At 44.5% G+C, this 25,510-nt stretch carries 22 protein-coding genes and 2 pseudogenes; 20 read left to right on the top strand and 4 right to left on the bottom strand.

Annotated features, from left to right (window positions below):
* Positions 1 to 196 precede the first annotated feature (196 nt).
* The 6 genes from argC to ppsA all read left to right on the top strand — a co-directional run bounded on the left by argC (position 197) and on the right by ppsA (position 8,391).
* Positions 197 to 1,228, top strand: coding sequence for an N-acetyl-gamma-glutamyl-phosphate reductase (gene argC, locus FFM78_RS11610; RefSeq protein WP_137638585.1), 1,032 nt, complete (start codon positions 197 to 199; stop codon positions 1,226 to 1,228).
* A gap of 23 nt (positions 1,229 to 1,251) precedes the next feature.
* On the top strand, positions 1,252 to 2,448 hold the full coding sequence (gene argJ / locus FFM78_RS11605; RefSeq protein ID WP_137638584.1) for a bifunctional glutamate N-acetyltransferase/amino-acid acetyltransferase ArgJ: 1,197 nt from the start codon (positions 1,252 to 1,254) through the stop codon (positions 2,446 to 2,448).
* A 103-nt stretch (positions 2,449 to 2,551) separates the two neighbouring features.
* Positions 2,552 to 3,307: an acetylglutamate kinase gene (gene argB, locus FFM78_RS11600; protein ID WP_137638583.1), complete on the top strand. Its 756-nt coding sequence runs from the start codon at positions 2,552 to 2,554 to the stop codon at positions 3,305 to 3,307.
* A complete protein-coding gene (gene argD, locus FFM78_RS11595) occupies positions 3,304 to 4,434 on the top strand; it encodes an acetylornithine transaminase (protein WP_137638582.1) in 1,131 nt (376 codons plus the stop codon). Before argB ends, argD begins: the two co-directional genes overlap by 4 nt.
* Positions 4,435 to 4,448: 14 nt before the next feature.
* Positions 4,449 to 5,468 (top strand): ornithine carbamoyltransferase, encoded by a 1,020-nt coding sequence (argF, locus tag FFM78_RS11590; protein ID WP_137638581.1) that lies wholly within the window; start codon positions 4,449 to 4,451, stop codon positions 5,466 to 5,468.
* A 532-nt stretch (positions 5,469 to 6,000) separates the two neighbouring features.
* The gene (gene ppsA / locus FFM78_RS11585; protein ID WP_137638580.1) at positions 6,001 to 8,391 is read left to right on the top strand and encodes a phosphoenolpyruvate synthase; all 2,391 of its coding nucleotides are present in this window, start codon (positions 6,001 to 6,003) and stop codon (positions 8,389 to 8,391) included.
* A 248-nt stretch (positions 8,392 to 8,639) separates the two neighbouring features.
* On the opposite strand, the gene FFM78_RS11580 is transcribed toward ppsA, so the two are convergent.
* Positions 8,640 to 9,530 carry a DNA glycosylase AlkZ-like family protein gene (locus tag FFM78_RS11580; protein ID WP_137638579.1) on the bottom strand — a complete coding sequence of 297 codons (891 nt, stop codon included), beginning with the start codon at positions 9,528 to 9,530 and terminating at the stop codon, positions 8,640 to 8,642.
* A gap of 68 nt (positions 9,531 to 9,598) precedes the next feature.
* Entirely contained in the window at positions 9,599 to 10,369 is a 771-nt protein-coding gene (locus FFM78_RS11575) for an IclR family transcriptional regulator (protein ID WP_137638578.1), read from the bottom strand.
* Positions 10,370 to 10,524: 155 nt separating this feature from the next.
* On the opposite strand from FFM78_RS11575, the gene FFM78_RS11570 reads away from it, so the two are divergent.
* The 14 genes and pseudogenes from FFM78_RS11570 to FFM78_RS11515 all read left to right on the top strand — a co-directional run bounded on the left by FFM78_RS11570 (position 10,525) and on the right by FFM78_RS11515 (position 23,837).
* The gene (locus FFM78_RS11570) at positions 10,525 to 11,448 is read left to right on the top strand and encodes an L-lactate dehydrogenase (RefSeq protein ID WP_137638577.1); all 924 of its coding nucleotides are present in this window, start codon (positions 10,525 to 10,527) and stop codon (positions 11,446 to 11,448) included.
* Between the two features lie 10 nt (positions 11,449 to 11,458).
* Positions 11,459 to 12,793 (top strand): YjiH family protein, encoded by a 1,335-nt coding sequence (locus tag FFM78_RS11565; protein ID WP_137638576.1) that lies wholly within the window; start codon positions 11,459 to 11,461, stop codon positions 12,791 to 12,793.
* Positions 12,794 to 13,151: 358 nt separating this feature from the next.
* The gene (locus FFM78_RS11560; protein WP_171001893.1) at positions 13,152 to 13,430 is read left to right on the top strand and encodes an NAD(P)/FAD-dependent oxidoreductase; all 279 of its coding nucleotides are present in this window, start codon (positions 13,152 to 13,154) and stop codon (positions 13,428 to 13,430) included.
* Positions 13,431 to 13,547: 117 nt separating this feature from the next.
* A complete protein-coding gene (locus tag FFM78_RS11555) occupies positions 13,548 to 14,492 on the top strand; it encodes a phosphoglycerate dehydrogenase (RefSeq protein WP_137638574.1) in 945 nt (314 codons plus the stop codon).
* A gap of 228 nt (positions 14,493 to 14,720) precedes the next feature.
* A complete protein-coding gene (locus FFM78_RS14020; protein WP_223877066.1) occupies positions 14,721 to 15,278 on the top strand; it encodes a thiamine pyrophosphate-binding protein in 558 nt (185 codons plus the stop codon).
* A 27-nt stretch (positions 15,279 to 15,305) separates the two neighbouring features.
* Positions 15,306 to 15,686: pseudogene (locus FFM78_RS14110) on the top strand (acetolactate synthase large subunit); the annotation flags it as partial.
* A gap of 54 nt (positions 15,687 to 15,740) precedes the next feature.
* Positions 15,741 to 16,382, top strand: coding sequence for a thiamine pyrophosphate-dependent enzyme (locus FFM78_RS14105; RefSeq protein WP_263390754.1), 642 nt, complete (start codon positions 15,741 to 15,743; stop codon positions 16,380 to 16,382).
* A 167-nt stretch (positions 16,383 to 16,549) separates the two neighbouring features.
* A complete protein-coding gene (locus tag FFM78_RS11545; protein ID WP_137638573.1) occupies positions 16,550 to 16,900 on the top strand; it encodes an ArsR/SmtB family transcription factor in 351 nt (116 codons plus the stop codon).
* Positions 16,887 to 17,249 (top strand): arsenite efflux transporter metallochaperone ArsD, encoded by a 363-nt coding sequence (gene arsD, locus FFM78_RS11540; protein ID WP_137638572.1) that lies wholly within the window; start codon positions 16,887 to 16,889, stop codon positions 17,247 to 17,249. The genes FFM78_RS11545 and arsD overlap by 14 nt, the downstream gene beginning before the upstream one ends.
* A 98-nt stretch (positions 17,250 to 17,347) precedes the next feature.
* Positions 17,348 to 19,078 carry an arsenical pump-driving ATPase gene (gene arsA, locus FFM78_RS11535; protein WP_137638571.1) on the top strand — a complete coding sequence of 577 codons (1,731 nt, stop codon included), beginning with the start codon at positions 17,348 to 17,350 and terminating at the stop codon, positions 19,076 to 19,078.
* Positions 19,079 to 19,134: 56 nt separating this feature from the next.
* A pseudogene (locus tag FFM78_RS11530) lies at positions 19,135 to 20,431 on the top strand (arsenic transporter).
* 175 nt (positions 20,432 to 20,606) lie between these two features.
* Positions 20,607 to 21,026 (top strand): arsenate reductase (thioredoxin), encoded by a 420-nt coding sequence (arsC, locus tag FFM78_RS11525; protein ID WP_137638570.1) that lies wholly within the window; start codon positions 20,607 to 20,609, stop codon positions 21,024 to 21,026.
* 215 nt (positions 21,027 to 21,241) lie between these two features.
* On the top strand, positions 21,242 to 22,660 hold the full coding sequence (locus tag FFM78_RS11520) for a 4-hydroxyphenylacetate 3-hydroxylase N-terminal domain-containing protein (RefSeq protein WP_137638569.1): 1,419 nt from the start codon (positions 21,242 to 21,244) through the stop codon (positions 22,658 to 22,660).
* Between the two features lie 247 nt (positions 22,661 to 22,907).
* Positions 22,908 to 23,837: an AEC family transporter gene (locus tag FFM78_RS11515; protein WP_137638591.1), complete on the top strand. Its 930-nt coding sequence runs from the start codon at positions 22,908 to 22,910 to the stop codon at positions 23,835 to 23,837.
* 115 nt (positions 23,838 to 23,952) lie between these two features.
* Here FFM78_RS11515 and FFM78_RS11510 read toward each other — a convergent pair whose 3' ends face one another.
* Together FFM78_RS11510 and FFM78_RS11505 are read right to left on the bottom strand one after the other, a co-directional pair.
* A complete protein-coding gene (locus FFM78_RS11510) occupies positions 23,953 to 24,186 on the bottom strand; it encodes a DUF454 family protein (protein ID WP_137638568.1) in 234 nt (77 codons plus the stop codon).
* Positions 24,187 to 24,612: 426 nt separating this feature from the next.
* Positions 24,613 to 25,383 (bottom strand): acetoin reductase, encoded by a 771-nt coding sequence (locus tag FFM78_RS11505; protein ID WP_137638567.1) that lies wholly within the window; start codon positions 25,381 to 25,383, stop codon positions 24,613 to 24,615.
* Between the last annotated feature and the right edge of the window lie 127 nt (positions 25,384 to 25,510).

The following is a 25,510-nucleotide window of genomic DNA, read 5'->3' as shown; positions in this document are numbered from 1 at the left end:
TCAATGATAGTTTGATTAAAAATTCATGAAGAGTGCTTAAAAAGGGCGTTCGGATTATGGTGTATCGGCTAACAAGCGATGGGAGACGTATTGATGCGTTTGGTTTGCAGAGCTAGCCGCAAGGATCTGCTTTTTTTAACACATTTAAGCTAGTTAAGTTTAAAAACTATCCATATAAATAAAGGCGGTGAGGGACATGAACGCAGCTTTAGTCGGCGTTACCGGTTATAGTGGCGTGGTTTTATATCAATTATTACAGCAACATCCTGAGGTGGCGACGATTCGCTTGTTCGGTCGTTCGGATAGCCAGCCGCAACCTTTAGTAGAAGCAGTTCCTAATTTTATCGGTGATCATACAATGATCGAACCATTGGATGCAGCCACGGTCATGGCCAACTGCGACGTGATTTTCTTCGCAACTTCGGCCGGCGTAACGACCAAATTAGCGGCCCCATTTATCGCCGCCAATTTTCCCGTGATCGATTTGTCTGGTGATTATCGGTTGCAGGATCCACAAGTGTTTACCAAGTGGTATCACAAGCCGGCACCGGCAGTAAGTGCCTTACAGCACAGCCATTACGGCTTAGTCGAATTTGCTAATGCGGCTGGACATTCGTATATTGCCAATCCTGGCTGTTACGCCACGGCGACCTTACTCGGTTTAGCGCCACTGGCCCAACAACATTTAGTGGTTCCGGACAGTATTATTGTTGACGCTAAGTCAGGAACATCTGGTGCCGGCAAGAAACTCGCCACCAGCACCCATTTCAGTCAAACCAATGAAAATTTACAACTTTATAAAGTGAATCAGCACCAACATATTCCTGAGATCATGCAACAATTACAAATTTGGGATGAACAGATCCCGGCGATCCAATTTACAACGACGCTACTACCGATCACCCGGGGGATCATGGCGACGATCTACGCCAAAGTTGCTTCCGGCGTGACTACAGCACAATTAACGCAGGCCTTTAACAATACTTACGCAGAGCACACATTTGTCCGGGTTTTACCTAACGCTCAGTTGCCAACCTTAAAGGAAGTTGTTGGCACTAATTTTTGCGATTTAGGCCTTAGCTACAATCCCATTACCCACACCGTTTTAGTCGTTAGTGTGATTGATAACTTACTGAAGGGTGCTGCGGGGCAAGCGTTACAGAACTTTAACCAATATTTTGGCTTTGCTGCAACCGCTGGGCTACAACTGGCCACGGTCATGCCATAACGATTTAATGAAGGAGAGAAATTATGCAAGCAAATTATACAGAAATCCCATTTACCTGGCCCCAAGGTTTTAAAGCTGACGGTGTTCACGCTGGGTTACGTCAAGAAAAATTAGATATGGGGTGGCTGTATTCAGAAACACCTGCTGCAGCTGCTGGTGTTTACACGACCAATCAATTTCAGGCGGCCCCCACTAAATTAACGAAACAGACGATCAATCAGCAACATCAATTGCAGGCCATCGTTTTGAACAGCGCCAATGCTAATTCTTGTACCGGTGCCCAAGGTGAAAAGGACGCCCAACAAATGCAACAACTAGCGGCCACTAAATTAGGGTTAAGCACCGCGCTTGTCGGGGTGGCTTCCACTGGTATTATTGGCGAATTATTGCCGATGAAGGTGATCGCCAACGGAATCGCACAGTTACAATTAACGGATAATCATAAAGTGACGACGGCCGTTTTGACCACTGATACCCACGCTAAAACCGTAGCGGTGACTTGCGAACTAGCTGGCAAAAAGATCACCATTAGCGGTTTTTGTAAAGGCTCAGGGATGATTCATCCTAATATGGCAACGATGCTCGGTTTTGTCACCACGGACGCGGCGATTGATGGGTATTTATTACAAGCGCTACTCAGCCAGGCTACCGACACGACCTTTAACCAGATCACGGTTGATGGTGATACGTCAACTAACGATATGGTGACCGTATTAGCTAACGGAGCTGCCGGTAATCAACCTTTGACGGCCGGTTCTGCCGATTACGCCACCTTTACTGCAGCTTTCACTTATGTTTTAGGCGAATTGGCTAAGAAAATTGCGGCCGATGGTGAAGGCGCCACTAAGTTAGTTGCCGTGAACGTGGCTGGCGCTTGGTCGGACTTTGAAGGTCAACAAGTCGCTAAAGCGATCGTCGGCTCTAACTTAGTTAAAGCAGCCATCTATGGGGAAGATCCGAATTGGGGACGGATCATGGTGGCCATTGGGCAAACCAATGCTCATCTAGATCTGTCTGCAGTTGATGTGACTTTAAACGATTTACCCTTGATTCAAGCCAGTCAAGCGGGGTCAACGGAGGTAACCACTTTGACGAAGGCTTTGGCGGCCAAGGTGATCACGCTCAACGTTGAATTACACAACGGTACTGGTCATGGACAGGCTTGGGGTTGTGATCTGACCTATGATTACGTCAAGATCAACGCGACTTACCATAGCTAAAAATAAGCCAGTGGTAACCAATAGAGTCTTTAGTCAAACCAAGTCATTAAAAAAATGCCCACTAGGGGTTTGAAGCATATTATTTTATCTAGGAGGAGTCAGCATGAGTCAAATCATCGTGATTAAAATCGGCGGCAATGCCGTTGCCCAATTGCCGGACAGCTTTTTTCAACAATTAGCACAATGGCGCCAACAAGGTCAACAAATTTTGATCGTTCACGGCGGCGGCCCTAAAATTTCACAGCTTAGTCAAAAGCTCCATTTAGCCGTCAAAAAAATTGCCGGTGTCCGGGTGACAGATGAGGCGACATTAGAGCTGACTAAGGCTGTGCTACTTGGTTTGGTCCAGCCGGAATTATTAAGTAAACTAAGTGCCCATGATCTACCGGTGATCGGTTTAAACGCCGGTTGCAATCATCTATTACGGGGACATTATTTAAATCAAAATATTTACGGTGAAGTTGGGGTAGTCGATCAATTGAATAGTAACTGGTTGACGCCGGTTCTTAACCGCCAGATCGGGGTATTAGCGCCTTTAGCTCAAACCGCGGATGGCCATTGGCTCAACGTTAATGCGGACACAGCGGCGGCTGCGATCGCAACCAAGCTTAACGCCAAGAAATTAGTGCTGTTAACGGATGTGCCAGGTGTCTTATCTGCTGGTGAGGTATTACCAGAATTATCCCAGCAAAAAGCGCATACCTTGATCGCTACTGATGTGATCAAAAGTGGGATGACGCCGAAGATCAAGGCAGCATTTGCAGCGTTGAACCAGGGTGTGCAACAGGCTTTTATCACGGATGATCTGACCCACACTGGCACCGCCTTTATTACACAGAAAGCAGGGATGGCACAATGAGTAAATTATTTCCTACCTACGCGCGGTATCCCTTCGATATCGTTAGCGGTCATGATTGTTACTTGACCGATGATCAAGCAACTACTTATTTGGATTTCACCAGCGGCATTGGGGTGTGCAACCTCGGTTATAGTAACGCTGCCGTACAAACGGCGGTGGCCCAACAGGCGCAAAAGATTTGGCATACGTCGAATCTGTACGCCAGCCAATTACAAGAAGATGTCGCCACTTTGTTGGTCGGCGATGCTGATAAATTAGTTTTCTTCTGTAATTCAGGAACTGAGGCTAATGAAGCGGCCCTAAAATTAGCACGTAAAGCCACGGGTAAAAGCGCCGTTCTTGCCTTTAGTGATAGCTTTCACGGTCGGACTTATGGCTCCTTATCAATGACCGATAATCCAGCGATCCAGGCGGGGTTTGGTCCGTTGGTACCAGAGATCAGCTTTGCGCCTTACAATGATCCTGCCGCTTTACCACAGATCACGGCTGATTTAGCGGCGGTGATCTTAGAAGTTGTGCAAGGCGAAGGTGGAGTTAATCCCGCCAGCGGTGCTTGGCTTAAAAGCGTGGCCGCTAAATGCCAACAGGAACAAGTCTTATTGATCATTGACGAAGTTCAAACAGGTAACGGTCGCACCGGCCAACTTTTTGCTTATCAGCATTATGGCCTGCAACCCGATATTGTGACCACCGCTAAAGGCTTGGCCAACGGAATTCCAGTTGGTGCACTGATCGGCAACGCTGCATTGGCCACGGCCTTTAATCCGGGTAGTCACGGCACTACTTTTGGTGGCAATAAATTAGCAATGGCTGCCGCTAAAGCGGTATTGACGCAGCTGACGCCAGCATTTTTGGCGCAGGTGCAGACTAAGGCGGCCTACCTTGAGCAGTTATTACAAACTGAATTAGCGCCATTAGCAACGGTCAACGGCATTACAGGCTTAGGCCTGATGCAAGGGATCCATTTGACAGTACCAGTTGGACCAGTAGTGACCGCCCTACAGCAGGAACATTTACTGACATTGTCGGCTAAACATGATACTTTGCGGCTACTGCCACCATTAACGATCACGACAGAGCAGTTGGCTACCGGCGTCGCTAAAATCAAGCAGGTTCTGTCGAAATAAAGGAGGTCCACCTAATGAATCATTTTGCTAAGCGTTCTTTATTAAAAGAAATCGATTTTACCCCCAGCGAATTAACGTATTTGATCGATTTTGCGATTCATTTGAAACAATTGAAGCAGCAGCATATTCCCCACCATTATTTACAAGGCAAAAATATTGCTTTGCTGTTTGAAAAAACTTCAACGCGTACACGCTCGGCCTTTACTGTCGCCGCCGTTGATCTTGGCGCGCATCCAGAATTCTTAGGTAAAAACGATATTCAATTTGGTAAAAAAGAATCCACTGCGGATACGGCGAAGGTTTTAGGCGCAATGTTTGATGGTATTGAATACCGCGGCTTTGCCCAAGATACAGTAGAACAATTAGCGCAATACAGTGGTGTGCCGGTGTGGAATGGTTTAACTGATCAGTGGCACCCAACCCAAATGATCGCCGACTTTATGACGTTGAAGGAACATTTTGGCCATTTGCAAGGCCTGACTTTGACTTATGTTGGCGACGGTCGCAACAATATGGGGAATTCTTTACTCGTCACGGCGGCATTATTAGGCGTTAATATCCATATTGGTGCTCCGGCAGCTTTGCAACCTAGCGCAGATGTTGTTGCCATGGCCAAAGCGGCAGCGGCTAAAAGTGGCAGTGAAGTGTTGATCACAGCTGATCCGGAAGAAGCTGTTGCCGGAGCGGACGCACTTTACACCGACGTTTGGATCTCTATGGGTGAGGATGTTGCACCCCAAGAACGGATCAAACAATTATTGCCTTACCAGATCAATGCGAATTTAGTTGCCAAAACAGGAAAAGCGGATACGATCATTATGCATTGCTTACCGGCTTACCACGATAAAAATACGGTGGTCGGTCAGGCGTTGGAGGATGAATTCGGCGTCACTGCTTTGGAAATTACCGACGATGTTTTCAATAGCGAACAAGCCGTGGTGTTCCAAGAAGCTGAAAACCGCCTCCATTCGATCAAAGCCATTATGGCCGCAACTTTAGGCGATCTATTTATTCCTGATCAACTATTTGACTAGTGCTCGGTCTGTCCGAACAAGTTAATTGAGCAAAAAAGTTACCTACAAATTAACCCTCGATGTTGGAGCAAAATTCAATAGCGAGGGTTTTGCTGTGCCTAAATCTGATCAAGTAATTTAAAATTATTATTCCAACCAGTATTAGCTGGATTGACAGGCGCTAATTTAGCCACTGGTTAAGCTTAGACGGAAAAATACTAAAATTTTAAATTGGTATATGCCAAATGGATAAAGCCTAGCCCAACTTATTTAAGCCTGAAATTTTAAATTAAATAACAGCACTATCAGCTGTGATAACGCTTAATAGCACTGCTTGTTGGCAACTATTAGTCTAAAAATAATAGCGTTTTTTTAAAGGTAGAAGCGTGAAACACTGTTAATTAAGTAGTGGAAAACCCTAAAGGTAAAGAATTTAACTTTCCCTTTAGCTCAAGTTGATTTACAATGTAATGAGCGAATGTAATCGGTTTCCGGAACGATCAGCGTTTGCGAACGATAAAATTCAAGTGATTAATTACAGGGAGGTAATTTCATGAGTAGTCGGGATACGGCAAATGTTTTATGGTTTAATGAACTGCACCGTGAGGATGTTAACCTAGTAGGTGGTAAGTCTTCATCGTTAGGGGAAATGACTTCTTCAATGGATATTCCAGTACCATATGGTTTTGCCACGACCGCGCGGGCTTATCGCTACTTTATGGATCAAACGGGGTTAAATGAACAGGTCAATGCTTTGCTTGATGGAATCAAGGATTATGAAAATTCGGATGAACTGCGCACGACCTGTGAGCAGATCCGTAACTTGATCGTTGGGGCCACAATGCCAGAAGATCTGGCAAATGATATCAAGCAAGGATACGCTGAGCTAGCTGCTAAGGTGGGGCAGAATGATCCTTTTGTTGCGATCCGTTCTTCTGCAACGGCTGAGGATCTGCCTGATGCTTCATTTGCCGGGCAGCAAGAGTCTTACTTGAATATCAAGGGGGCTGCGGATGTTGTTGACCGGGTCAAACAGTGCTATTCTTCACTGTTTACTGACCGTGCGACCTATTACCGCCATAAACAGAATTTTCCACAGGAAAAGGTTGCACTTTCAGCAGCCATTCAAATGATGGTCTTTTCCGAGGCATCCGGGGTAATGTTCTCCGTGAATGTTGCCACTGGTGATGATTCGCAGATCGTGATCGATGCTATCTATGGTTTAGGTGAGTACATTGTTTTAGGTAAAGTCACACCTGATCATTTTGTGATCGACAAAAAAACGCTGAAAATCGTTGAAAAGAATATCATCAAACAATCTGTTGAATTAGTTCGATTACCTGATGGTGGGACACAGGAGCAAGCGGTGCCAGCTGAGTTACAAGAGCAACCTGCGTTGACGGATAGTCAAGTGGTTGAACTGGCGGATTATGTTTTGAAAATTGAGCAGCACTATGGTTGCTATATGGACATGGAGTACGCTTTGGATGCAAATACGAAGCGCTTGTGGATCGTACAAGCACGGCCGGAAACAGTGTGGTCACAGCGTAATAAGGAAAAGACCAACGATACAGCTGATGATGTTGCCGTAGCCGATGCCAAAGTAGCGGTACGAGGCTTACCAGCTAGTCCTGGTTTTGCTAGCGGGGTCGTCCATGTCATTGACGATCCGAAGGACATCGATCAATTCAAAGAAGGCGAAGTTTTAGTCACATTGATGACTTCACCTGATTGGGTTCCGGCTATGAAAAAAGCGGCGGCGATCGTCACCAATAATGGGGGCATGACCTGTCATGCCGCGATCGTTTCCCGTGAAATGCAGATTCCTTGTATCGTTGGGACGCGGAGTAAGAATTTGGCCGCCACGGATGCCCTTAAGGACGGGGATATCGTCACAGTAGATGCTAAAAACGGGGTCGTCTACCGTGGCAAAGTGACGGGTATGCTGAAAAAAGCAGCGCCGGCAACTAGCGGCCAAGCCGTTGTTGCGGAAACCTTTGCACCGACTGCGACTGGCGTTATGATGAACCTAGGCGATCCAGAGTTGGCTGAACGTTACGCTTCCTTGCCAGCTGATGGGGTCGGTTTGATGCGCGAAGAATTCCTTTGGACGACGTATATTCACGAGCATCCACTATATTTAATTGAACAAGGTCATCCGGAAAAGGTAGTCGATCAGTTAGCGGATGGTATTGCCCAAGTTGTTCGGACCATGGCACCACGGCCGGTTATTCTACGGCTGTCGGACTTTAAGTCAAGCGAATACCGGAAGCTTAAGGGTGGCGAAAAGTACGAACCACATGAACCTGCTGATCTGTTAGGCTGGCGGGGAGCTTCTCGTTACTATGATCCGAAGTATATCAACGCCTTCAAGCTTGAATTAGCAGCGGTGAAAAAGGTACGGAATGAATTCGGTTTGAAAAACCTAAACGTGATGATTCCGTTTGTGCGGACCGTTACTGAAGCACAGAAGGTCACTACGATCATGCGCGATGAAGGATTAGTGCGCAATGCAGACTTTAAGGTTTATATGATGGCCGAGATCCCAGCTAACATTATTCTGGCCGATCAATTCAATCAATTCATTGATGGTTACTCAATTGGGTCCAATGATTTGGCCATGTTGATTCTCGGCTGTGATCGGAATAATGATACAGTGGCTAGTCTATTTGATGAACGGAATTTAGCCGTTAAACGGGCGATTCGGCACTTGATCGCAACGGCACACAAGGATGGTAAAACGGTATCAATCTGTGGGCAAGCACCTTCAGAATATCCAGAGTTTACCAACTTCTTGATTCAAAGTGGTATCGACTATGTTTCGGTCAATCCTGATATGGTTAAAGAAACTAAGCGCAATGTTGCTCACTTTGAACAACGGATCATGCTTGATCGGGCTACTGGCCGCGGGTTACAGGATCCAACTAACTATGATTGGCAATGAAAATTAAGGTGTAGCGCCACTAGGTAACTGAAGCTTAATCATTGGATCGTTACACTTATAAAAACCAGCTCACTCCTTGTCATTATGACAGGGGGGTGAGCTGGTTTTTAAATTACTTTTTTTAAATCAGCAGAGCGGTTCAAACCGAACCGCCGTGCACGCCACGCGCATAAAAGGCGCTGCCTGCCGAAATTTTAACGTTAATTGTTGTTGCTGTTGCTTGGTTAAACGGTGCCAATAATGGACGGTCACCAAGGCCTTTTCGGCTGTCCAATAGCCACAGACTTGGCCGGCGTTAATAACCAACCTTTAGCAGCATAGCCCGTCAACAAAGCATCAAAGCGGGCGGTAAACAGCGTTGCGTTTTGTGCTTGGTGTAGCAAGGCGGCTAGTTCTGCTGGTGAATAGGCGGTCATACTTAATAAGGCCTGCCCTTGAACAAGATAGTGCGGTTGTGTCTGGGCTAGCTTAGCCCACAATGGACGTACGCTGGAGATTTTAATGCCGGACCAGCGAACAAAATCTGTCAGGCTGGCGGGCCCAAAACCAGTCAAATAGCGTTGAATCAAGGCTGTGATAGCCGGCTTTGGATCCATTAATTTTGGGGTGGTCATTTGTAAAGTCCAATTAGTTGTGCTGGAAGCGGCGCTAAAATAACCGTACCCTTGCGCAATCAAGGATTGTAAAATAACGTAGCGTAAGCCAGTTTTGCGGCTAAACGGGGCCAATTGAGCGGTCAATAATGTATCGAATTCTGCACGTGTCCAAGCTTTTTGTTGGTTTAATTCGGTTTTTAACCAGGTCACCGTTTGCTTGACCCAATCTGTCTGACCAAGATAATACTGCCGGGGCAGCCGTTCGCCGGCGCGCGCACTGAGCACTAATTGTAGATCGGCGGGACACATGACCTGTAATGTCCAGCGCTGGGCCCAGGCGCGCACTATCTGATGGGTCGTGGTCAAATTAGCCCACGCGGCTGCCGTTGGGTTGGTCGTCCGTACCGCCATGTTCATCAATGGGGTAGTGATCTGCTGACTTTGGGCGCCTACCGTATTAGCCAGTGCCGCCGGCAGCGTCGAAAATGGCTGTAACAAGCCGCTATTAGCTAGACGAATAGCAAAAAGTTCTGTGATTTCCATGGTTGACCTTTCTTAGTACGAAATTAAGGGCACAGTAAATGCCGGTTAGAACGTTTATCAGTCCCAATTTATTTTTCAGAAAAAGTAATGCCGGATGCTGCCAGATCCTTTGCAAACAAAGCGGCCTGTTCCTGCAAAACCGCTGTGATTTTGTTAAGTCCTTTATGTTTTAACCGACTAGTTGGACCGGAAACACTTAAGCCGCAGACAAGTTGTTTATTTTTCTCGATCGGCACCGCAATACAGGATAAACCATACTCGTATTCTTCTTCATCCGTTGACAAACCATTTGCTAAAATCTTTGCTTGTTCAGGTTTAAAGGCTTGAAAACTCGTGATTGTTTTGATCGTGCGCGGCTGCAATGCTTGAAAATAGGCACGCAATGCATGATCAGATTCACGACTGAGAAAAAGCTTTCCCAATCCAGAACAATATAATGGGCTGACTGGTAGCAGCGTTGTCTGCAACTGATAAAAATCCCCATCGACGGATTTAGCAATAATGACGTCCTTCTCATAACGAATGCCTAAATTAACCGTTTCACCGGTGACTTGCATAACGGTTTGCATATAGGGCTCGGCAAGTGTAGCCAGTTCACTATCACGCGTGGCGCCATGGGCATAGGCAGTTAAATGATAATCTAGCCGGTATTGACTATTGGCCTCTTGTTTTAACGCGCGAACGGTCTCTAAAGATTTAACGATCCGAAAAATAGTTGATTTGGATAAATTAAGCTGGGCCGCAATTTCGGCAATTCCAGCTTCACCAGATTCATTGACGTAATCTAATACCTTGAACGCTTCAACAATATTTTTAATTGTTGGTTCCTTTTTATCCATATAGGCTCACCCCGTTGGCAGTTATTGATTTTATCTTAGCATATCCAATTAAAGTTAAACGGAGAAAATTTTAGAAACTTGTTGCAAATTTCACAATAAGGGCTTATATTTAAAAAGTGGAACGCGTCCCGAAACAAAAGATGGGGGTATTTACGATGAAAGTTAGTATTATAGGTTCTGGTGCAGTTGGCTCAACAACAGCCTTTTCACTTGCAAAAACGGATTATATTGATGAATTGTCATTGGTAGATCTTGATCAAAAACGCGCTAAAGGAAATGCGTTAGATATTTTACATGGTTTATCACTTAGTCACGCGGTAAAAATCAATTATGGCGATTACGAACAAACGGCTAATTCGGATATTATTGTGATCACAGTTGGTGTTCCGGAGAAAGTGGGAGAGTCGCGGTTAGTTCCGTTGCAGAGAAATGCAACTATTTTGCAAGCCATTATTCCTAAAATTACCCATTACAGTCCTAAGGGGATCATTTTAATGGTCAGCAATCCAGTTGATATTCTAACCTATTTTGCCTATAAAATTAGTGGTTGGCCAGCGCAACGAGTTATTGGTCTGGGCACAATGCTGGATACTGCGCGGTTAAATTGGCTCCTCAGTCGTGACTATGGTGTTGCTCAAACGGCCGTGCACGGGCTGATCATCGGTGAACATGGCGATTCGCAAGTTGTGGCCTGGAGCCAAACGAGTGTTGCAGGCACACAGTTTGATACGTATGTTGCGGGCAATAAACTAACCTTGGCTACAGATTATAAGGCTACGATCGCGCAGCAGGTAAAAGATACGGCCTTTGATGTCTGGAAAATGAAAGGCCCCAATGCATTCTGTGTTGCGTTGGCTATTGAACGTGTGATCCAAGCTATTGTCCGTGATGAACAGGCTATTTTACCGGTCTCACGTCCAGCAAGCAAAGAAGGCGACTGCTATATTAGTCAACCAGCTGTGATCGGCCGACAAGGAGCGGTGCGGACCGTGCCTTTGCAACTAACTAGTTCTGAGCAAGCACAATTTACTAGTTCACTTCAGGCAGTTGAAACAGTTGCTGCGCAAATAGAATTGTGAGGTGAACGCAATGACTAAACAGCGCTATTATTGGGGAATCACTAAATTTGTCTTAGGTACGGCCATAGGAGTCGGCTTAGTCTTAATTCCCTTTAGTTTTGCCAATGGTGTGGATACGATTTTATTCCACTATCTGAAACTTTTTATTGCCCAGTATCATTTTGCTGTCCAAACACTAGTTACGATCTTAGTGGTTTTAAGTGCTTTATTGGCGCTGATCGACTGGCTGATCCCGACAACGATTTTACACAAACAACGGTTATTGAAAAAGCTATTCTCAACAACGCCTTTTTATGTGATCAACCGCCTTCTTGGGGCAGTCGTGGCGTTGATGTGTTACTTGAAGGTTGGACCGCTGTTCATTATTTCCCCTGACACAGGGACGGCAATGCTTGATTTAGCAACACAATTATCAGTACTGGTGCCGCTAATGCTGTTATTTCAAACCTTCATTCTGGAATTTGGTGCAATGGAATTTCTCAGTGAACTGATCGGTTTTATTGTTAAGCCGCTGTTCAAAGTGTCCGAACTTTGCGCCGTCAATATTATCAGTGCTTGGGTCGGACCAGGTAATGCGGCTATTATTGGCACCCAAGAATTATTCAAAAAAGGGTACTTTACGGTTAGAGAAGCGGCTACGATCGGTAGTCAATTTGCAACATCAAGTATTGGTTGGGTCGTTTTAGTTTGTTCAGTTTTAGGGGTCATGCCCTATTTTGGGTTGATTTTTCTTGGAATCACGCTAGTTGGCGTTATTATTGGAGCAATTGGTGTGCGGATCCCGCCGATCAGTCGCTATCCCAGTACTTATGTTGATGGTAGTACCACCCGCCCAATTAAAATAACGCGTGAAGGTAATAAATGGCATACAGCCTTAGTTAACGCCAGTAATCGTGCAAATACGGTTTCTATCAAAAACTTTACAACGAAGATTGATAATATGACGTTCTACGTGTTTTGGTTATCCCCGATAATTATTATTTGGGGGACGGCTGCGCTGGCGCTTTCTTTGTACACACCACTTCTGGCATGGATCTCTTTGCCAGTTGAATGGATATTACGGTTATTTGGGGTCGCGGATGCCAAGGTGACGGCGAGTGCCATTATGTCTGGGTTCGCCGATAATTATTTGCCAGTTATTCTAGGCAAGGGCATCGGTTCCGCGTCAAGCCGCATTATTTTAGCAATGATGAGCATTGAACAATTAATTTTTATGTCTGAAATTGCCACCTTACTTAAATCCTGTAATATTGTGCAGAAGTTTTCGCATATTGTGATCATTTTTCTAGAACGAACATTTTTGGCACTACCATTCGTTATTTGGTACGTTCAGTTACTGTTTTGATTGCTTCTGATTGAAGTCAGGCCGTTATTTGATTTTCAGCTAGCCATTCAGCATAATTATGCTCAAAAAAGAAGACTTGAATAAACACGAAAAGTAGTTGCAACAAGTAATGTATGTCGCAACTCTTTTTTATACTTTCGAACAATATAGTTAAAACGTGTTCCACCAAGTAGCTTTTTCGTCTTAGCTGAATGGTCACTGGTGTTCGTTCGCGGCAATATTGTTTAGCAAGTAGCGGGTGTCGTACTAATTCACTAAGCGGACAGGTTGCAGTTTCGGCCAAGTGGTTGATTAGTGGCGATAACGATTTCGCCGTGATTGAATTTAGCAAGTCGGGCCATTTCCTAATTGGCAGATGATGAAGGAACTATTACCATACAATAAGGTTGCTGTACGTTTGGAAACTAAAGTTGAAAATGTTACTGGTACAACTGTTAATGTTACTGAAAAAAATGGGACTGCAGCTGAGATTACTGGCGATAGTGTGATCTGTGCGTTAGGGTACCGTCCCAATAATCCATTTGTAAAATTATTAAATACATCGGCCAAAGAGACTTACTTATTAGGTGATTCACGACATGTCGCTAATATTATGCAGGCGATTTGGGATGCCTATGCTGTGGCTAAAGCGATTTAAAGCCAGTAATTGATTGAAAATCCGTGCTACTCATTTTATGAGTAGCACGGATTTTTAGATTGGCTTGCTTATCGCTTTACTGCGGTCCTATACTGATCATAAAAGGAGTTTATTACTATGAAAATCGTGTCAACTTCGCCCTCTTTTGCCAAAATATCAGCTAAACCGTTGACGTTACTTAAAGAAAATAATATTGAATTCGTCAGTTTAAGTCCGGAAATTTCTGAAAAGGAGTTTATTCAGGCTAGCCAGGATGCTGCCGGCTTGATCGTCGGTTTTAATCAGCTGACCGCCGCTGTGATCGAACGGTTGCCCCAGTTGCAAATTATTTGTAAGCACGGGGTGGGTGTAGATAATATTGACGTCGCCTACGCTAAACAAAAAGGTATTTTTGTGACTAATGTGCCTAATGCTAATAAACACGCCGTAGCCGATTTTGCGTTTGGCCTATTGTTGGCGTTAGCGCGAAAGCTGCCACAAGTTGATCAAAACGTAAAAAATGGCCATTGGCAGCGTTACTTTGGTGCGGATGTTCATGGTAAAGTACTAGGTATCATTGGATTAGGCAATATTGGCAAGGAAGTTGCTAAACGAGCGGCTGGTTTTGACATGCAAATTTATGCCTATAGTCCGGCACCAGATCCAGTTTTTGTTAGTCAATATCATATTAACGTAGTAGGACTAGATGAATTGCTAAGGATAAGTGATTTTGTCACGATCCACACGGCGCTACTGCCGGCAACTAAAAACTTACTTGATCTGGAAAAGTTTAAGCTGATGAAGCCAACTGCCTTTTTAATTAATACGGCTCGAGGTAATATTATTGTCGAGAAGGACTTGCAGATCGCGTTAAAAAATCATTTGATCGCTGGGGCAGCCCTAGATGTTTTTGCTACCGAGCCCACCCATGATCAGGCCTTGTTAAGTCAGGAAAATCTGATTGCCACGGCGCATATTGCCGGCTATACACCAGACGCCTTAAATCAGATCAGCTTGAAATGCGTCCAAAATATTATTGCGGTGCTGATCAAAGGAACAGCGCCAGAATTTATCGTTCAGTGAGCGGATCAGACATGATTACAGTGGCACAAAATAGTGTTACTGTTTGGTGTTATCCAAAAACAGTTAGCTTTCATGTAAGCCACTGAAGCCTACCTGATTCATGAAAAAATATTGACATTTAGCTAAATGAAAATATAATTATAAATATCCCAGATAAATTAAATTATAATTAGAAAAATAGAATCAAAAAATCATGTTTTTCATGAATAGATGAGGCGGAAAAACGGTATGAGTAAGCGAAGTGTGGCAAAATTAGTGGTTGATTGCCTAGAAAATGAAGGCGTCAAGTACGTGTGGGGCGTTCCAGGTGAAGAAAATATTTTTCTAGTGAACGAACTTAGTAAATCTAGCAAAATTAAATTTGTTCTAACTCGAAGTGAGCAAGGAGCGGCTTTTATGGCGGCAATTTATGGGCAAATTACGCGGATCCCTGGGGTCTGTATTTCCACACTTGGGCCAGGTGCTTTGAATATGATTCTTGGGGTGGCCGATGCTAATACTAGCTCGATTCCTTTAGTGGCAATCAGTGCACAGGGGAATTTGGCTCGGTTACATAAGGATTCGCATCAGATCTTGGATTTGGTTTCCATCTATAAGCCAGTCACGCAGTATGCAGGGATGGCAGTATCACCAGAGTCGATCCCAGAAATGATCAGAAAGTGTTTTTCAATCGCAAAGCGTGATCGGCCGGGCGCCGCGTATTTAGCGATTCCTGAAGATATTGAGCGAACCCAGATCGCTGAGCATATTCGGCCGCTTGATGTTGATCCGATCTCGATCACTTAACCTACTGCAGCGGAAGTAAGTAAAGCGGTCAAATTAATTCGTTCTGCGAAAAATCCGCTTATTTTAGCCGGCGATGGCGTTGTCTGGAAAAAGGCTGAAAAGGAAGTTGCGGCCTTAAGCAGTTGCCTGAATGTGCCAGTGGTAACCACCTTTATGAGTAAAGGTGTTGTTTCTGATCGGTTGCAAAATACGCTGGGTGTTGTCGGTTTCATGCACAAAGATTATGAAAATTTTGCCATTGATAAGGCCGATCTGATTATTTCGATCGGCTACACCAGTCAGCAGTTTGATCCGCAAAAAATCAATCCAAATGGTGATAAAAAAATCATTCACATCAATATGATCAGACAGGATGTTGATGCTCATTATTCGGTTACTTTGAATATCATCGCCAACATTAGTGCTAGTATCCACGCATTAGTGATCGCGCTAAAGGCTGACCAGATCACATTTGATAAGCCAATGGCGGAGATCAAAACATTGATCCAAGCTGAATTAGCCGACGGTCAAAATAGTGCCGCCTTCCCTTTGATTCCGCAAAAAATCGTTTACGATCTGCGCTGTACGCTACCTGACGATGCGATCGTTTTAGTTGATACTGGAGCAGTCAAAATGTGGATGGCCCGCCTTTATCAAACGTACTTGCCTAATACTTGCATCATTGATAACGGTCTTTCAACAATGGCTTGGACATTACCAGGCGCATTGGGAGCCAAGTTGGCCCGTCCTGAGCGCGTCGTTGTTGCAGTTATGGGTGACGGTAGCTTTATGATGAATTCCCAAGAAATCGAAACTGCGGTTCGGGAACATTTGCACCTGATCATCGTGGTTTGGGAGGATCATTCATATGGACTGATCAAATGGAAAATGAAAATCGAGATCAATGAGGCCAATGGTGTTGATTTTGGCAATCCCGATTTTGTGCAATATGCAGCCAGTTTTGGTGCTATCGGTAGAAAAGTGACGAATAGCACTGATTTTTCCACCTATATGCAAGAAGCGGTTGCTGCCACAACCGGCGTTTTTATCATTGCGGTACCGGTAGATTATCGAGAAAATATGAAGTTGATCGAAAAATTAGGAAACGTATCCGTTCATCTATAGATAGTATTGACGTTTAATAGCCTTTCTAAGCTAGTGATTGCTGACTTAGAAGGGCTGTTTCTTTAAGCTTACGGGCTATTATTTAAAAATAAAGCTTGACGCTTACATAGATAGAGATCTATATTATAAGCATAGATGTACGTCTATATTTATAAAGGAGGTTAGTAATGAACTATCAAAAATACGTTCAGATGCTTAAGGCAATGGCCGACCCTAATCGTTTAAAAATCATTGATCTACTTTCTTGTGGTTCTTTGTGCGCCTGTGATATTTTAGAACACTTTGATTTTTCACAGCCTACTTTATCGCACCATATGAAAGTCTTACAAACTGCTGATATTGTAGCGGCACGTAAGGAAGGTAAGTGGCAGCATTATACGTTACGGGCGGAATTTATAGCCACGTTTAAACAAGATACTGCTCGTTTATTAGCCAGTGATCAACGCTGTGTTTGTCACACGAATGCTTGTCAAGAATGTGTTTCCGGAAAGGCGGTTATAACTAATGAAGAAACTTGAATTGTTTGAACCAGCTATGTGTTGTGCTACTGGTGTTTGTGGCCCTGCAGTCGATCAGGACTTATTGATGGTCACAGCAGCTTTTGATGCCTTACAGGGCGTTGCAACGGTTGAGGCCGATCGTTATAATCTCAGCAATAATCCTGATGTTTTTAGCGAGCGGGCTGATATTTTAGCTGCGATCAAAGACGACGCTGATGCAGTATTACCGATCACCGTAGTTGATGGGCAGATCGTTAAAACAGGAACTTACCCAACCCTTGATGAATTATCCGCGTATACCGGCTTAGTTTTCGTACCAGCTGATCAAAGTAACGGTGGTTGCTGCGGTGGTAATGGTTGTTGTTAATTTTGACCGCAGCAACAGCACAGGTGTTGCTTTTAAATTATAGATAGATACTTATCTATATTAGCTTGGGTTTAACTTTAAGGTGAAGGAGAATCACTATGCAAGTCTATCAACCACAAAAGACTAATTTAACGCATTATTTGTTTTTTACCGGCAAGGGTGGTGTCGGCAAAACAACCACGGCCAGTGCAACGGCTATTAATTTGGCTGATGCCGGCAAACAAGTTATGCTGGTTTCAACTGATCCGGCTAGTAATTTACAAGATGTATTTAAAACTGATCTGACCAATAAACCACAAGCAATTCCTGGCGTAGCTGGCTTATTTGCCGCCAATTTTGATCCAGTAGTTGCCGCCCACGAGTACCGTGAAAGCGTGGTTGGACCTTACCGCGGGGTACTACCGGCAGCAGCGATTAAAAATATGGCGGAACAATTGTCTGGTTCATGTACGGTGGAGATCGCCGCGTTTAATGAATTTGCCAATTTTTTAACTGATCCGGCTGTTGACCAACGCTTTGATTATATTATTTTTGATACGGCACCGACTGGCCATGCTTTGCGGATGTTGCAGCTGCCAGCGGCGTGGAATAATTATTTAGCGGAAAATGATCGCGGCGCTTCTTGTTTAGGGCAGTTAGCCGGTATGGGTGATAAAAAGGCGACTTACGCCAAGGCGGTGGCAACTTTAAATAATCGTGAGTTAACGACATTAATGCTGGTGACCCGGCCACAAAAAGCGTCATTACTTGAGGCGGCACGAGCGGCCAAAGAACTGGCGGCCAGTGGCATGCATAATCAGCAATTGATCATTAACGGCACGCTTAAGGCCCCGCAAGATCATGCTTCACAGGCTATTTTTGCGCAACAACAAACTGATCTACGGCAAATGCCCGCTGGTTTAAACAAGCTGGTTCAATATGAGGTACCGTTACGCGCCTATAACGTTACTGGCGTAGATAAATTACGCTTGGTGTTACAACCAACTCAACCTGCGGTAACAACTGATCCGCCCCTTACTGATCGTTATCCTAATTTAAATGTGATCGTTGCTGATCTAATTAAGACGGATAAAAAAATTATTTTTACTATGGGTAAAGGGGGCGTTGGTAAAACAACCGTCGCGGTGCAACTTGCTAAAAAATTGGTTGCGCAACATAAAACAGTTCACTTGGCCACCACTGATCCGGCCGATCACCTTGATTTCTTTAAGACAGCTGATCCTGCAATTACGATCAGTCATATTGATGAACAGCAAGTGTTACAAGACTATCAAAATGAAGTGTTGACCGTGGCCAGGCAAACCATGAAGGCAGCAGATGTTGATTATGTTGCTGAGGACCTGCGTTCACCATGCACACAGGAAATCGCTGTTTTTCGTGCTTTTGCTAATATTGTGGCGCAAAACGACAGTGATGTGGTGGTGATCGATACCGCCCCAACTGGGCACACTTTGTTATTGTTGGCTTCAACACAAAGCTATGCAAAAGAGGTCAAACGAACTGCTGGGGATGTTCCTCAGGCGATTGTTGACTTACTGCCGCGGTTACAAGATCCGCAACAGACAGAAATTGTGCTGGTGACGTTGCCGGAAACAACGCCGGTTTATGAATCAATGCGCCTTAATGAAGATTTAAAGCGGGCTAAAATTGCCCATACCTGGTGGTTGGTCAATCAAAGTATGCTGGCCACCCAAACGACCCATCCCTGTTTGCAGGCGCGGGCCCAAAACGAAGTGGCCTGGATCGAAAAAGTTAAAGCTATTTCGGCGGATCACTTTGCAGTGGAACAGTGGCAGCCTGATTTTGAACAAGTATTATTGACTATCTAATCAAGGAATCAATCGATCGGGGCCAAGTGCCCTGATTTTGGTGGTTGGGAGGAACCATGCAAGTTTTTTTAGCTATCTTTATATTTTTACTTACATTACTATTTGTTATCTGGCAGCCTAAGGGGCTATCAATTGGTTGGACGGCGATTGGTGGGGCAGTTCTCGCACTATTGTTTCGCGTCGTCACATTTAAAGATGTGGGCACCGTTACTGGGATCGTTTGGAACGCCACCTTATCATTTGTGGCCATTATTTTGATTTCATTGATTTTAGACGAGATCGGTTTTTTTGAGTGGGCCGCCTTACATATGGCACGCTTGGCTAAAGGTAATGGGGTTACGGATGTTCATTTTGATCGCTGTTTTAGGTGCGATCGTGGCCGCCCTTTTTGCCAATGATGGTGCCGCGTTGATTTTGACGCCGATCGTGTTAGCTATGGTGCGGGCATTACATTTTGATGAAAAGCGGGTTTTTCCGTTTATTATTGCTAGTGGCTTTATTGCTGACGTTACATCGTTACCATTAGTTGTTAGCAATCTGGTTAATATTGTGTCAGCAGACTTTTTTGGGATCACCTTTTCAGAGTACGCACTGCGAATGTGGCTGCCGGATCTTTTTTCGTTGGTTGCCAGTGTCAGTATTTTATACGGATATTTTCGCAAGTCATTGCCTAAGCACTACGATGTGACCCAAGTCGCTGAACCTAAATCGGCCATTAAAGATCAACGTCTGTTTAAATTTTCTTGGTTTGTTTTAGCAGCGTTGTTGATCGGTTATTTCAGTAGTAGCTTCCTAAAAATTCCCGTTTCGTTTATTGCGCTCACAATTGCCTTGGTTTTCTTATTGGTTGGTCAACGAAGCCGCCACGTTAATACTAAGGCCGTGATCAAAGGCGCTCCGTGGAACATCGTCTTCTTTTCACTGGGAATGTACGTTGTGGTTTATGGCCTGCAAAATGTCGGCTTAACCGCCGTGCTGGCGGGAATAATCAGTAAAATGGCACTAGGTGGTCGTTTTATAGCAACCATTGGCATGGGTTATTTAGCGGCATTTTTATCGTCGGCTATGAATAATATGCCAACCGTAATGATCAATGCTTTAGCGATCAAAGGTGCCAACGTATCAGGTTTAATGCAGCAAACTTTAGTTTATGCTAATGTGATCGGCTCTGATCTCGGACCGAAAATCACGCCGATCGGTTCTTTGGCCACTTTAGTGTGGTTACATGTTTTAGCTCAAAAGAAGGTTAAAATCGCTTGGAGAACTTATTTTAAAATTGGCGTCACGATCACACTACCAGTATTATTTGTGACGTTATGCGGCCTGTGGTTATCGTTAAGTATTTTTGGTTGAGTGTAGTTGCAGCAAGTCGCTGGCCTTTGCAGCCGTCCGGTTTACTTTGGCAGTGGCGCGCGTTCGTAGTCAAAGCACTGACAATTAACGTGATAAACTTATGACAGAGTAAATTAGGGATGTATTAAAAGTGTGCCAGGCACGTTACTTTGAGTGGATAAGGGAGGACATTAACATGCCACAAATTTATTTTTTATGTACTGGTAATTCTTGCCGTAGTCAAATGGCGGAAGGCTTTGCTAAACAAATTTTAGGTGAGCAGTGGCGGATCGCCAGTGCCGGGATTGAAATGCACGGTTTAAATCCCAAGGCCGTGCAAGTGATGGCCGAAAAAAATATTGATATTGCGCATAATCGTTCTAAGCTGATCGATATGGATTATTTAAAGACCAGTGATTTGGTGATCACACTTTGCGGCGATGCGCGTGATCGCTGCCCAGTTACACCAGCAAACGTGGAAAAAATACATTGGCCGTTGCGCGATCCTGCGCAGGCGCAAGGAACTGAATCTGAAATCCTGACGGTTTTTCGGCAGGTCAGAGATGAAATTGAAACGCGGATTCTAGCCTTGGCGCAGCAAGTCGCCACCAAATAGCGGTGTAGGTAAATGCAAAATTAGGCAGTCGGTGGTTGGCCGCAGGGAGGTGCAGTATTTTCTTGCCAGAGTTGGATACTTATTCCGGTGTTTGTGACCAATTCAGGTTGGCTATTAAGCGCTAATGGCTTATAGTTGAGTTAGATAATCGTGTCCAGTGGCCTACTTAAGCAGCAGGGCACCTTATCAGTCAATTAAGTTAGGGGAATCTGGGAATGAGTAAGCTGACAGAATTAAATGACGGCCGTGCAGTCTATTTAAATGGGGCGTTAGTGAATGTTGCGACAGTGCCAATTTTTCAAAAGACATTGGCGGCCGTCAATCAATACTACAAGTTACAACAAACCGACCCGCAACTACATACTTATCAGGATGATGGGGTCACCTACGCAACTGCCTTTATGACTCCGCGTAGCGCGGCCGACTTGCAGAAAAAACGGCAAGTTTATACAGCAATTGCGCAAACTTCTTACGGGATGCTAGGTCGAACACCTGATTTTATTGCCAGTGCTTTAGCCGTTTTAGGCGAGAAGGCCGCTTTTTTAGGTGAAAATAAATTCACTAACTTTGCGGCCAATGCTAAAAATTATGCACAGCGCATTAAAAGCAAGAATCGTTTCGTTTCTCATGCGTTGCAAAATCCACAACTTGATCGGAGTAAGGCCATCAACGCGATTCCGCAAGGCTACGCCGGCGTCCATACGGTTGCACACAATGAAAAGGGAATCTATGTTTCGGGCGCCAAAATGGTGAACACTTTAGCCCCAATCGCTGACGAATTGCTAATTTTTAATCCACCGGAATTATTGTTGACGTCCGGTGACACGAGCTACGGGGTGGCCTTTGCGGCGCCGCTAAACTTAAAAGGCGCTAAGATCATTTGCCGTAAGCCGTTTGATCATCCAGGTTATAGTGAAAATGACTATCCTTTAAGTAACGCCTTTGATGAGATCGACGCCTACGTGCTATTCGATCGTGCCTTTATTCCTTGGTCAGATGTTTTTGTTTATAACGATTACGCAATGTCCAATCGCTTTTTCATTGAATCTGGGATGTACACGCACACTGCCCACCAAGATGAAGTTCGTGGTGCCGTCAAATTAGAGTTTGTGACCAGCTTGGCGCTTCAGGTCGCTAAAGCATTAGGGTTGGCGGATTACTTTGGTGTTGCTGAACAATTAGGTGAATTGACCTCTAATTTGGAATTGATCAAGGGCACGATCGTTAATTCAGAACTAAGCGGGCAGTTGGATGCAGTGGGTATTTTCGCACCTAACGAGCAAGCGCTGACGGCGGTGCGCGCTAGTTTGCCCCGTATGTATGAAAAGGCTGTGCAGGTTATTCAGCATTTAGCGGCTGGTTCAATGGTTGCAGTGCCTGACTTCAAAGAATTTGCCGGGACTAACGCAGCAATTTTACAGGCAGCCTATACTTCTGAACGTATCGATGCTAAAGCGCGCGCAAAATTATTAAACTTGGCTTTTGATGTGAGCAGTACTGCCTTTGGTCAACGCCAGTTAATGTACGAATATTATCATGGTGGCGATCCTAAACGAATTCGAGCCCATCATTTTGAGCATGAGGATCTTGCGGCGGGTACCGCGATGCTTGAGCGAATTTTGCAATTGAAGTAGCCGTTAAGCTGCTTTACCTAAAAGATCTACGCCATAGTCGATGATGGGGTAGATCTTTTTGTTAGAGGAAAATTTTCAAAACCACAATGTGTGGTGGCGGTTTTGAAAATTGGTAGTAGTTTTTATTGTGTTGTAAGGGAGCAAGACCGACAATCAATAACTTCGTGCTTGGACAAAGTGCCAATTAATCTAGTAAACTGATTCAGTATGCCAAATACGAACTATAATGAGTAAAAGAGATGATTTTATGACTTTAAGTGGCTTGACCAGCCAAGTTGTGTTGATGTTTATCCTAATGTTAGTCGGTTTTGGGGTCAATAAATTTGGCTTTATGCACGAACAAACTGCTGCTGATCTAACTAATATTTTGTTATTGATCGTCAGTCCTTGTTTGATCGTCAATGCGTTTGAACAACGTTTCTCTACTCAGCGCTTACAGGCCTTATTATTTGCCGGTTTAGCAGTGTTGCTGTTTTATTTTATCCAAGTCGTTTTAAGCCGGTTATTCTTTCGCCACGTGGCCGAGCGTAATTTACGCCGGATCGTGACGTACAGCAGCATTTATCCGAATATTGGCTTCTTAGGAATTCCTTTGGCAAGTTCATTATTCGGCACTAACGGTGTTTTTTTCGCCGTAGTTTCATTGGCAGTTTTCAATATTTTTAATTGGTCTCACGGTGTCGCCTTATTTCGTGAAAAAGCAGCACAGCAAAGCTTTGCCACGACACTTAGAAAAATTATACTTAATCCTAATATTATTGCCATTGTGGTTGGATTACTGATTTTCACTTTTTCGTTCCAACTGCCACATATTCTCGATCAGGCGATTGTCTATGTCAGTAACGCGAATACACCAATGGCAATGATCGTGGTCGGCAATAGTCTGGCGGATCTACACTTTGATCGTCAGTCACTGAACAAACCTATTTTGGCGAGCCTCGGTCTGCGCAATCTAGGCTTTCCCTTGTTAGCTTTTGGCCTATTTAAATTATTAGGGTTGCAAGGTACTGGTTTGGCAGTTAGTTTGTTACTGGCAGCTTGTCCGGTTGCCAGTATTGGCGTGTTATTCACACTTCAAGCTCACGATGATCCTAGCGCCGGCATTAGCTTGATGAGCTTGTCGACTATTTTAAGTTTAGTGACAATCCCGTTGGTTTTTGCGATCACGGGAATTTAGGTGGGTGGCGCCAGGTTGGGGTCGTAATAATGGGCGCATGATCCAACTAAAATACCGCCTAGATCTGCAAACAATGCATGGTCTAGGCGGTATTAGTATACATTCAGTTTCCATCTTAGTCACGGACCAGCCAGCGGGCTAACTTAGGTTGCTTGGATTGCAGCCAGCGCATAGCTTTAGTGGTCATTAGCCAGTGATTGAATTTCGGTGATAACTTCTCTAAGCTAAATAAAGCGAGAATCAAGAACGGAATTCCTGGAATTATCGGGAAAATTAATCCGGCAAGACCGATGAGCAGGGATGTGAAAGCACTAAAACTCCAAAATAGACGGATCAATAATAAAACCATTGTCATCAGCCTCCTTAAGTGGCAATCATACCAGTTCCACGGTTATAATACGATATTTATGCTTAAGTAACAACATAAGATTTTATTAAGGGACAAGCAGCAAAGTCAATCTTCAGGACGCTAAAACTGCTTTAGCGGCAATCCAATTAAAAAGCTAAGGTTTTTTGCGCTAGAGACATTGTGATTAATGCAAGCTGAGATTAATCACTCAATTAGCTTTAATAGCGCTAATGCTCTCGTTTTGATCCTGATGGAACCTTTGCAAAATTGCTAGGGAAATTCTGCAAGAAAATTTAGGGTTGCTATGTGGGCGTATGACCGGAAACTATTTTTAGGTTATATTTTCCTAACAATTTAGCAATTCCAGTTACTGGCTCTAAAAAAGAGCATTGGTTCAAAACCAATGCTCTGAATGGAATTAAATACTTAGTGGAACCGCATCCCGCCATCAACCTGCAATGATTGTCCGGTAACGTAACCAGCAGCATCTGAGGCAAACCAGGCAACAACTTCAGCGACGTCAGCTGGAGTTGCTTCACGACCGAGGGCAATTTCAGTTAAGCAGTCAGCCTGTTGTTGAGCCACAGTTTTATGCTTGATCGCTGCCGTTTTCTGGTCGATAGCGTCACGCATTTTCGTGCGGACAATGCCCGGATTATAGGCATTAACGGTGATCTGATCTTTAGCTAATTCTTTTGCTGCCGATTGGGTCAAGCCGCGGATACCGAATTTAGAAGCGGAGTAGGCGCTTTGCAGGGCGGAAGCTTCATAGCCGGCAAGAGAAGCAGCATTGATGATACGGCCACCTTGACCTTGTTTTTGGAACTGGGTGGCGGCAGCTTGAATGCCCCAATAAGTTCCCTTTAAGTTGACATCCAACAAGCGTTCTACGTCATCTGGGTCAGAATCGACGAAGGAATCAATGAAGGCTACACCGGCATTGTTGACGTAAACGGCTAGTTCACCGAGATCATTTACCGCGTTGGCAACTAAGGCAAAAACTTCTTTGCGTTGGGCGACATCAACATGATAGGCCTTCGCAGGATAGTGCTCATTTTGTAGCGCTTGGGCGACCTTTGCGGCGGTGGTGTCATTGATGTCCGCAACGGCGATGGCGTAACCGGCCTTGGCCAAACGTTGGGCGATTCCTGCGCCGATTCCTTGCCCGGCGCCTGTGATAATTGCAAGTTTACTCATAATGCAGCTGCTATGCAAAATATAGAGAAATGTAGGCAATCGTTACGAATTACCACATTTAGAAAGATTGCATTTTTCCTTTCATTATTTTACTCGCTGCCGTTAAGACGCTGGTATTCCGATAGGC

The organism is Loigolactobacillus binensis (genome assembly GCF_005405165.1).
GTDB classification, from domain to species: Bacteria; Bacillota; Bacilli; order Lactobacillales; family Lactobacillaceae; genus Loigolactobacillus; species Loigolactobacillus binensis.
This window is presented reverse-complemented; position numbering and strand designations above follow the sequence as displayed.

Excerpts from the sequence above, each read along its gene's own strand:
- argC (WP_137638585.1), top strand. The coding sequence starts at position 197 with ATGAACGCAGCTTTAGTCGGCGTTACCGGTTATAGTGGCGTGGTTTTA.
- argJ (WP_137638584.1), top strand. The coding sequence starts at position 1,252 with ATGCAAGCAAATTATACAGAAATCCCATTTACCTGGCCCCAAGGTTTT.
- argB (WP_137638583.1), top strand. The coding sequence starts at position 2,552 with ATGAGTCAAATCATCGTGATTAAAATCGGCGGCAATGCCGTTGCCCAA.
- argD (WP_137638582.1), top strand. The coding sequence starts at position 3,304 with ATGAGTAAATTATTTCCTACCTACGCGCGGTATCCCTTCGATATCGTT.
- argF (WP_137638581.1), top strand. The coding sequence starts at position 4,449 with ATGAATCATTTTGCTAAGCGTTCTTTATTAAAAGAAATCGATTTTACC.
- ppsA (WP_137638580.1), top strand. The coding sequence starts at position 6,001 with ATGAGTAGTCGGGATACGGCAAATGTTTTATGGTTTAATGAACTGCAC.
- FFM78_RS11580 (WP_137638579.1), bottom strand. The coding sequence starts at position 9,530 with ATGGAAATCACAGAACTTTTTGCTATTCGTCTAGCTAATAGCGGCTTG.
- FFM78_RS11575 (WP_137638578.1), bottom strand. The coding sequence starts at position 10,369 with ATGGATAAAAAGGAACCAACAATTAAAAATATTGTTGAAGCGTTCAAG.
- FFM78_RS11570 (WP_137638577.1), top strand. The coding sequence starts at position 10,525 with ATGAAAGTTAGTATTATAGGTTCTGGTGCAGTTGGCTCAACAACAGCC.
- FFM78_RS11565 (WP_137638576.1), top strand. The coding sequence starts at position 11,459 with ATGACTAAACAGCGCTATTATTGGGGAATCACTAAATTTGTCTTAGGT.
- FFM78_RS11560 (WP_171001893.1), top strand. The coding sequence starts at position 13,152 with ATGAAGGAACTATTACCATACAATAAGGTTGCTGTACGTTTGGAAACT.
- FFM78_RS11555 (WP_137638574.1), top strand. The coding sequence starts at position 13,548 with ATGAAAATCGTGTCAACTTCGCCCTCTTTTGCCAAAATATCAGCTAAA.
- FFM78_RS14020 (WP_223877066.1), top strand. The coding sequence starts at position 14,721 with ATGAGTAAGCGAAGTGTGGCAAAATTAGTGGTTGATTGCCTAGAAAAT.
- FFM78_RS14105 (WP_263390754.1), top strand. The coding sequence starts at position 15,741 with ATGGCGGAGATCAAAACATTGATCCAAGCTGAATTAGCCGACGGTCAA.
- FFM78_RS11545 (WP_137638573.1), top strand. The coding sequence starts at position 16,550 with ATGAACTATCAAAAATACGTTCAGATGCTTAAGGCAATGGCCGACCCT.
- arsD (WP_137638572.1), top strand. The coding sequence starts at position 16,887 with ATGAAGAAACTTGAATTGTTTGAACCAGCTATGTGTTGTGCTACTGGT.
- arsA (WP_137638571.1), top strand. The coding sequence starts at position 17,348 with ATGCAAGTCTATCAACCACAAAAGACTAATTTAACGCATTATTTGTTT.
- arsC (WP_137638570.1), top strand. The coding sequence starts at position 20,607 with ATGCCACAAATTTATTTTTTATGTACTGGTAATTCTTGCCGTAGTCAA.
- FFM78_RS11520 (WP_137638569.1), top strand. The coding sequence starts at position 21,242 with ATGAGTAAGCTGACAGAATTAAATGACGGCCGTGCAGTCTATTTAAAT.
- FFM78_RS11515 (WP_137638591.1), top strand. The coding sequence starts at position 22,908 with ATGACTTTAAGTGGCTTGACCAGCCAAGTTGTGTTGATGTTTATCCTA.
- FFM78_RS11510 (WP_137638568.1), bottom strand. The coding sequence starts at position 24,186 with ATGGTTTTATTATTGATCCGTCTATTTTGGAGTTTTAGTGCTTTCACA.
- FFM78_RS11505 (WP_137638567.1), bottom strand. The coding sequence starts at position 25,383 with ATGAGTAAACTTGCAATTATCACAGGCGCCGGGCAAGGAATCGGCGCA.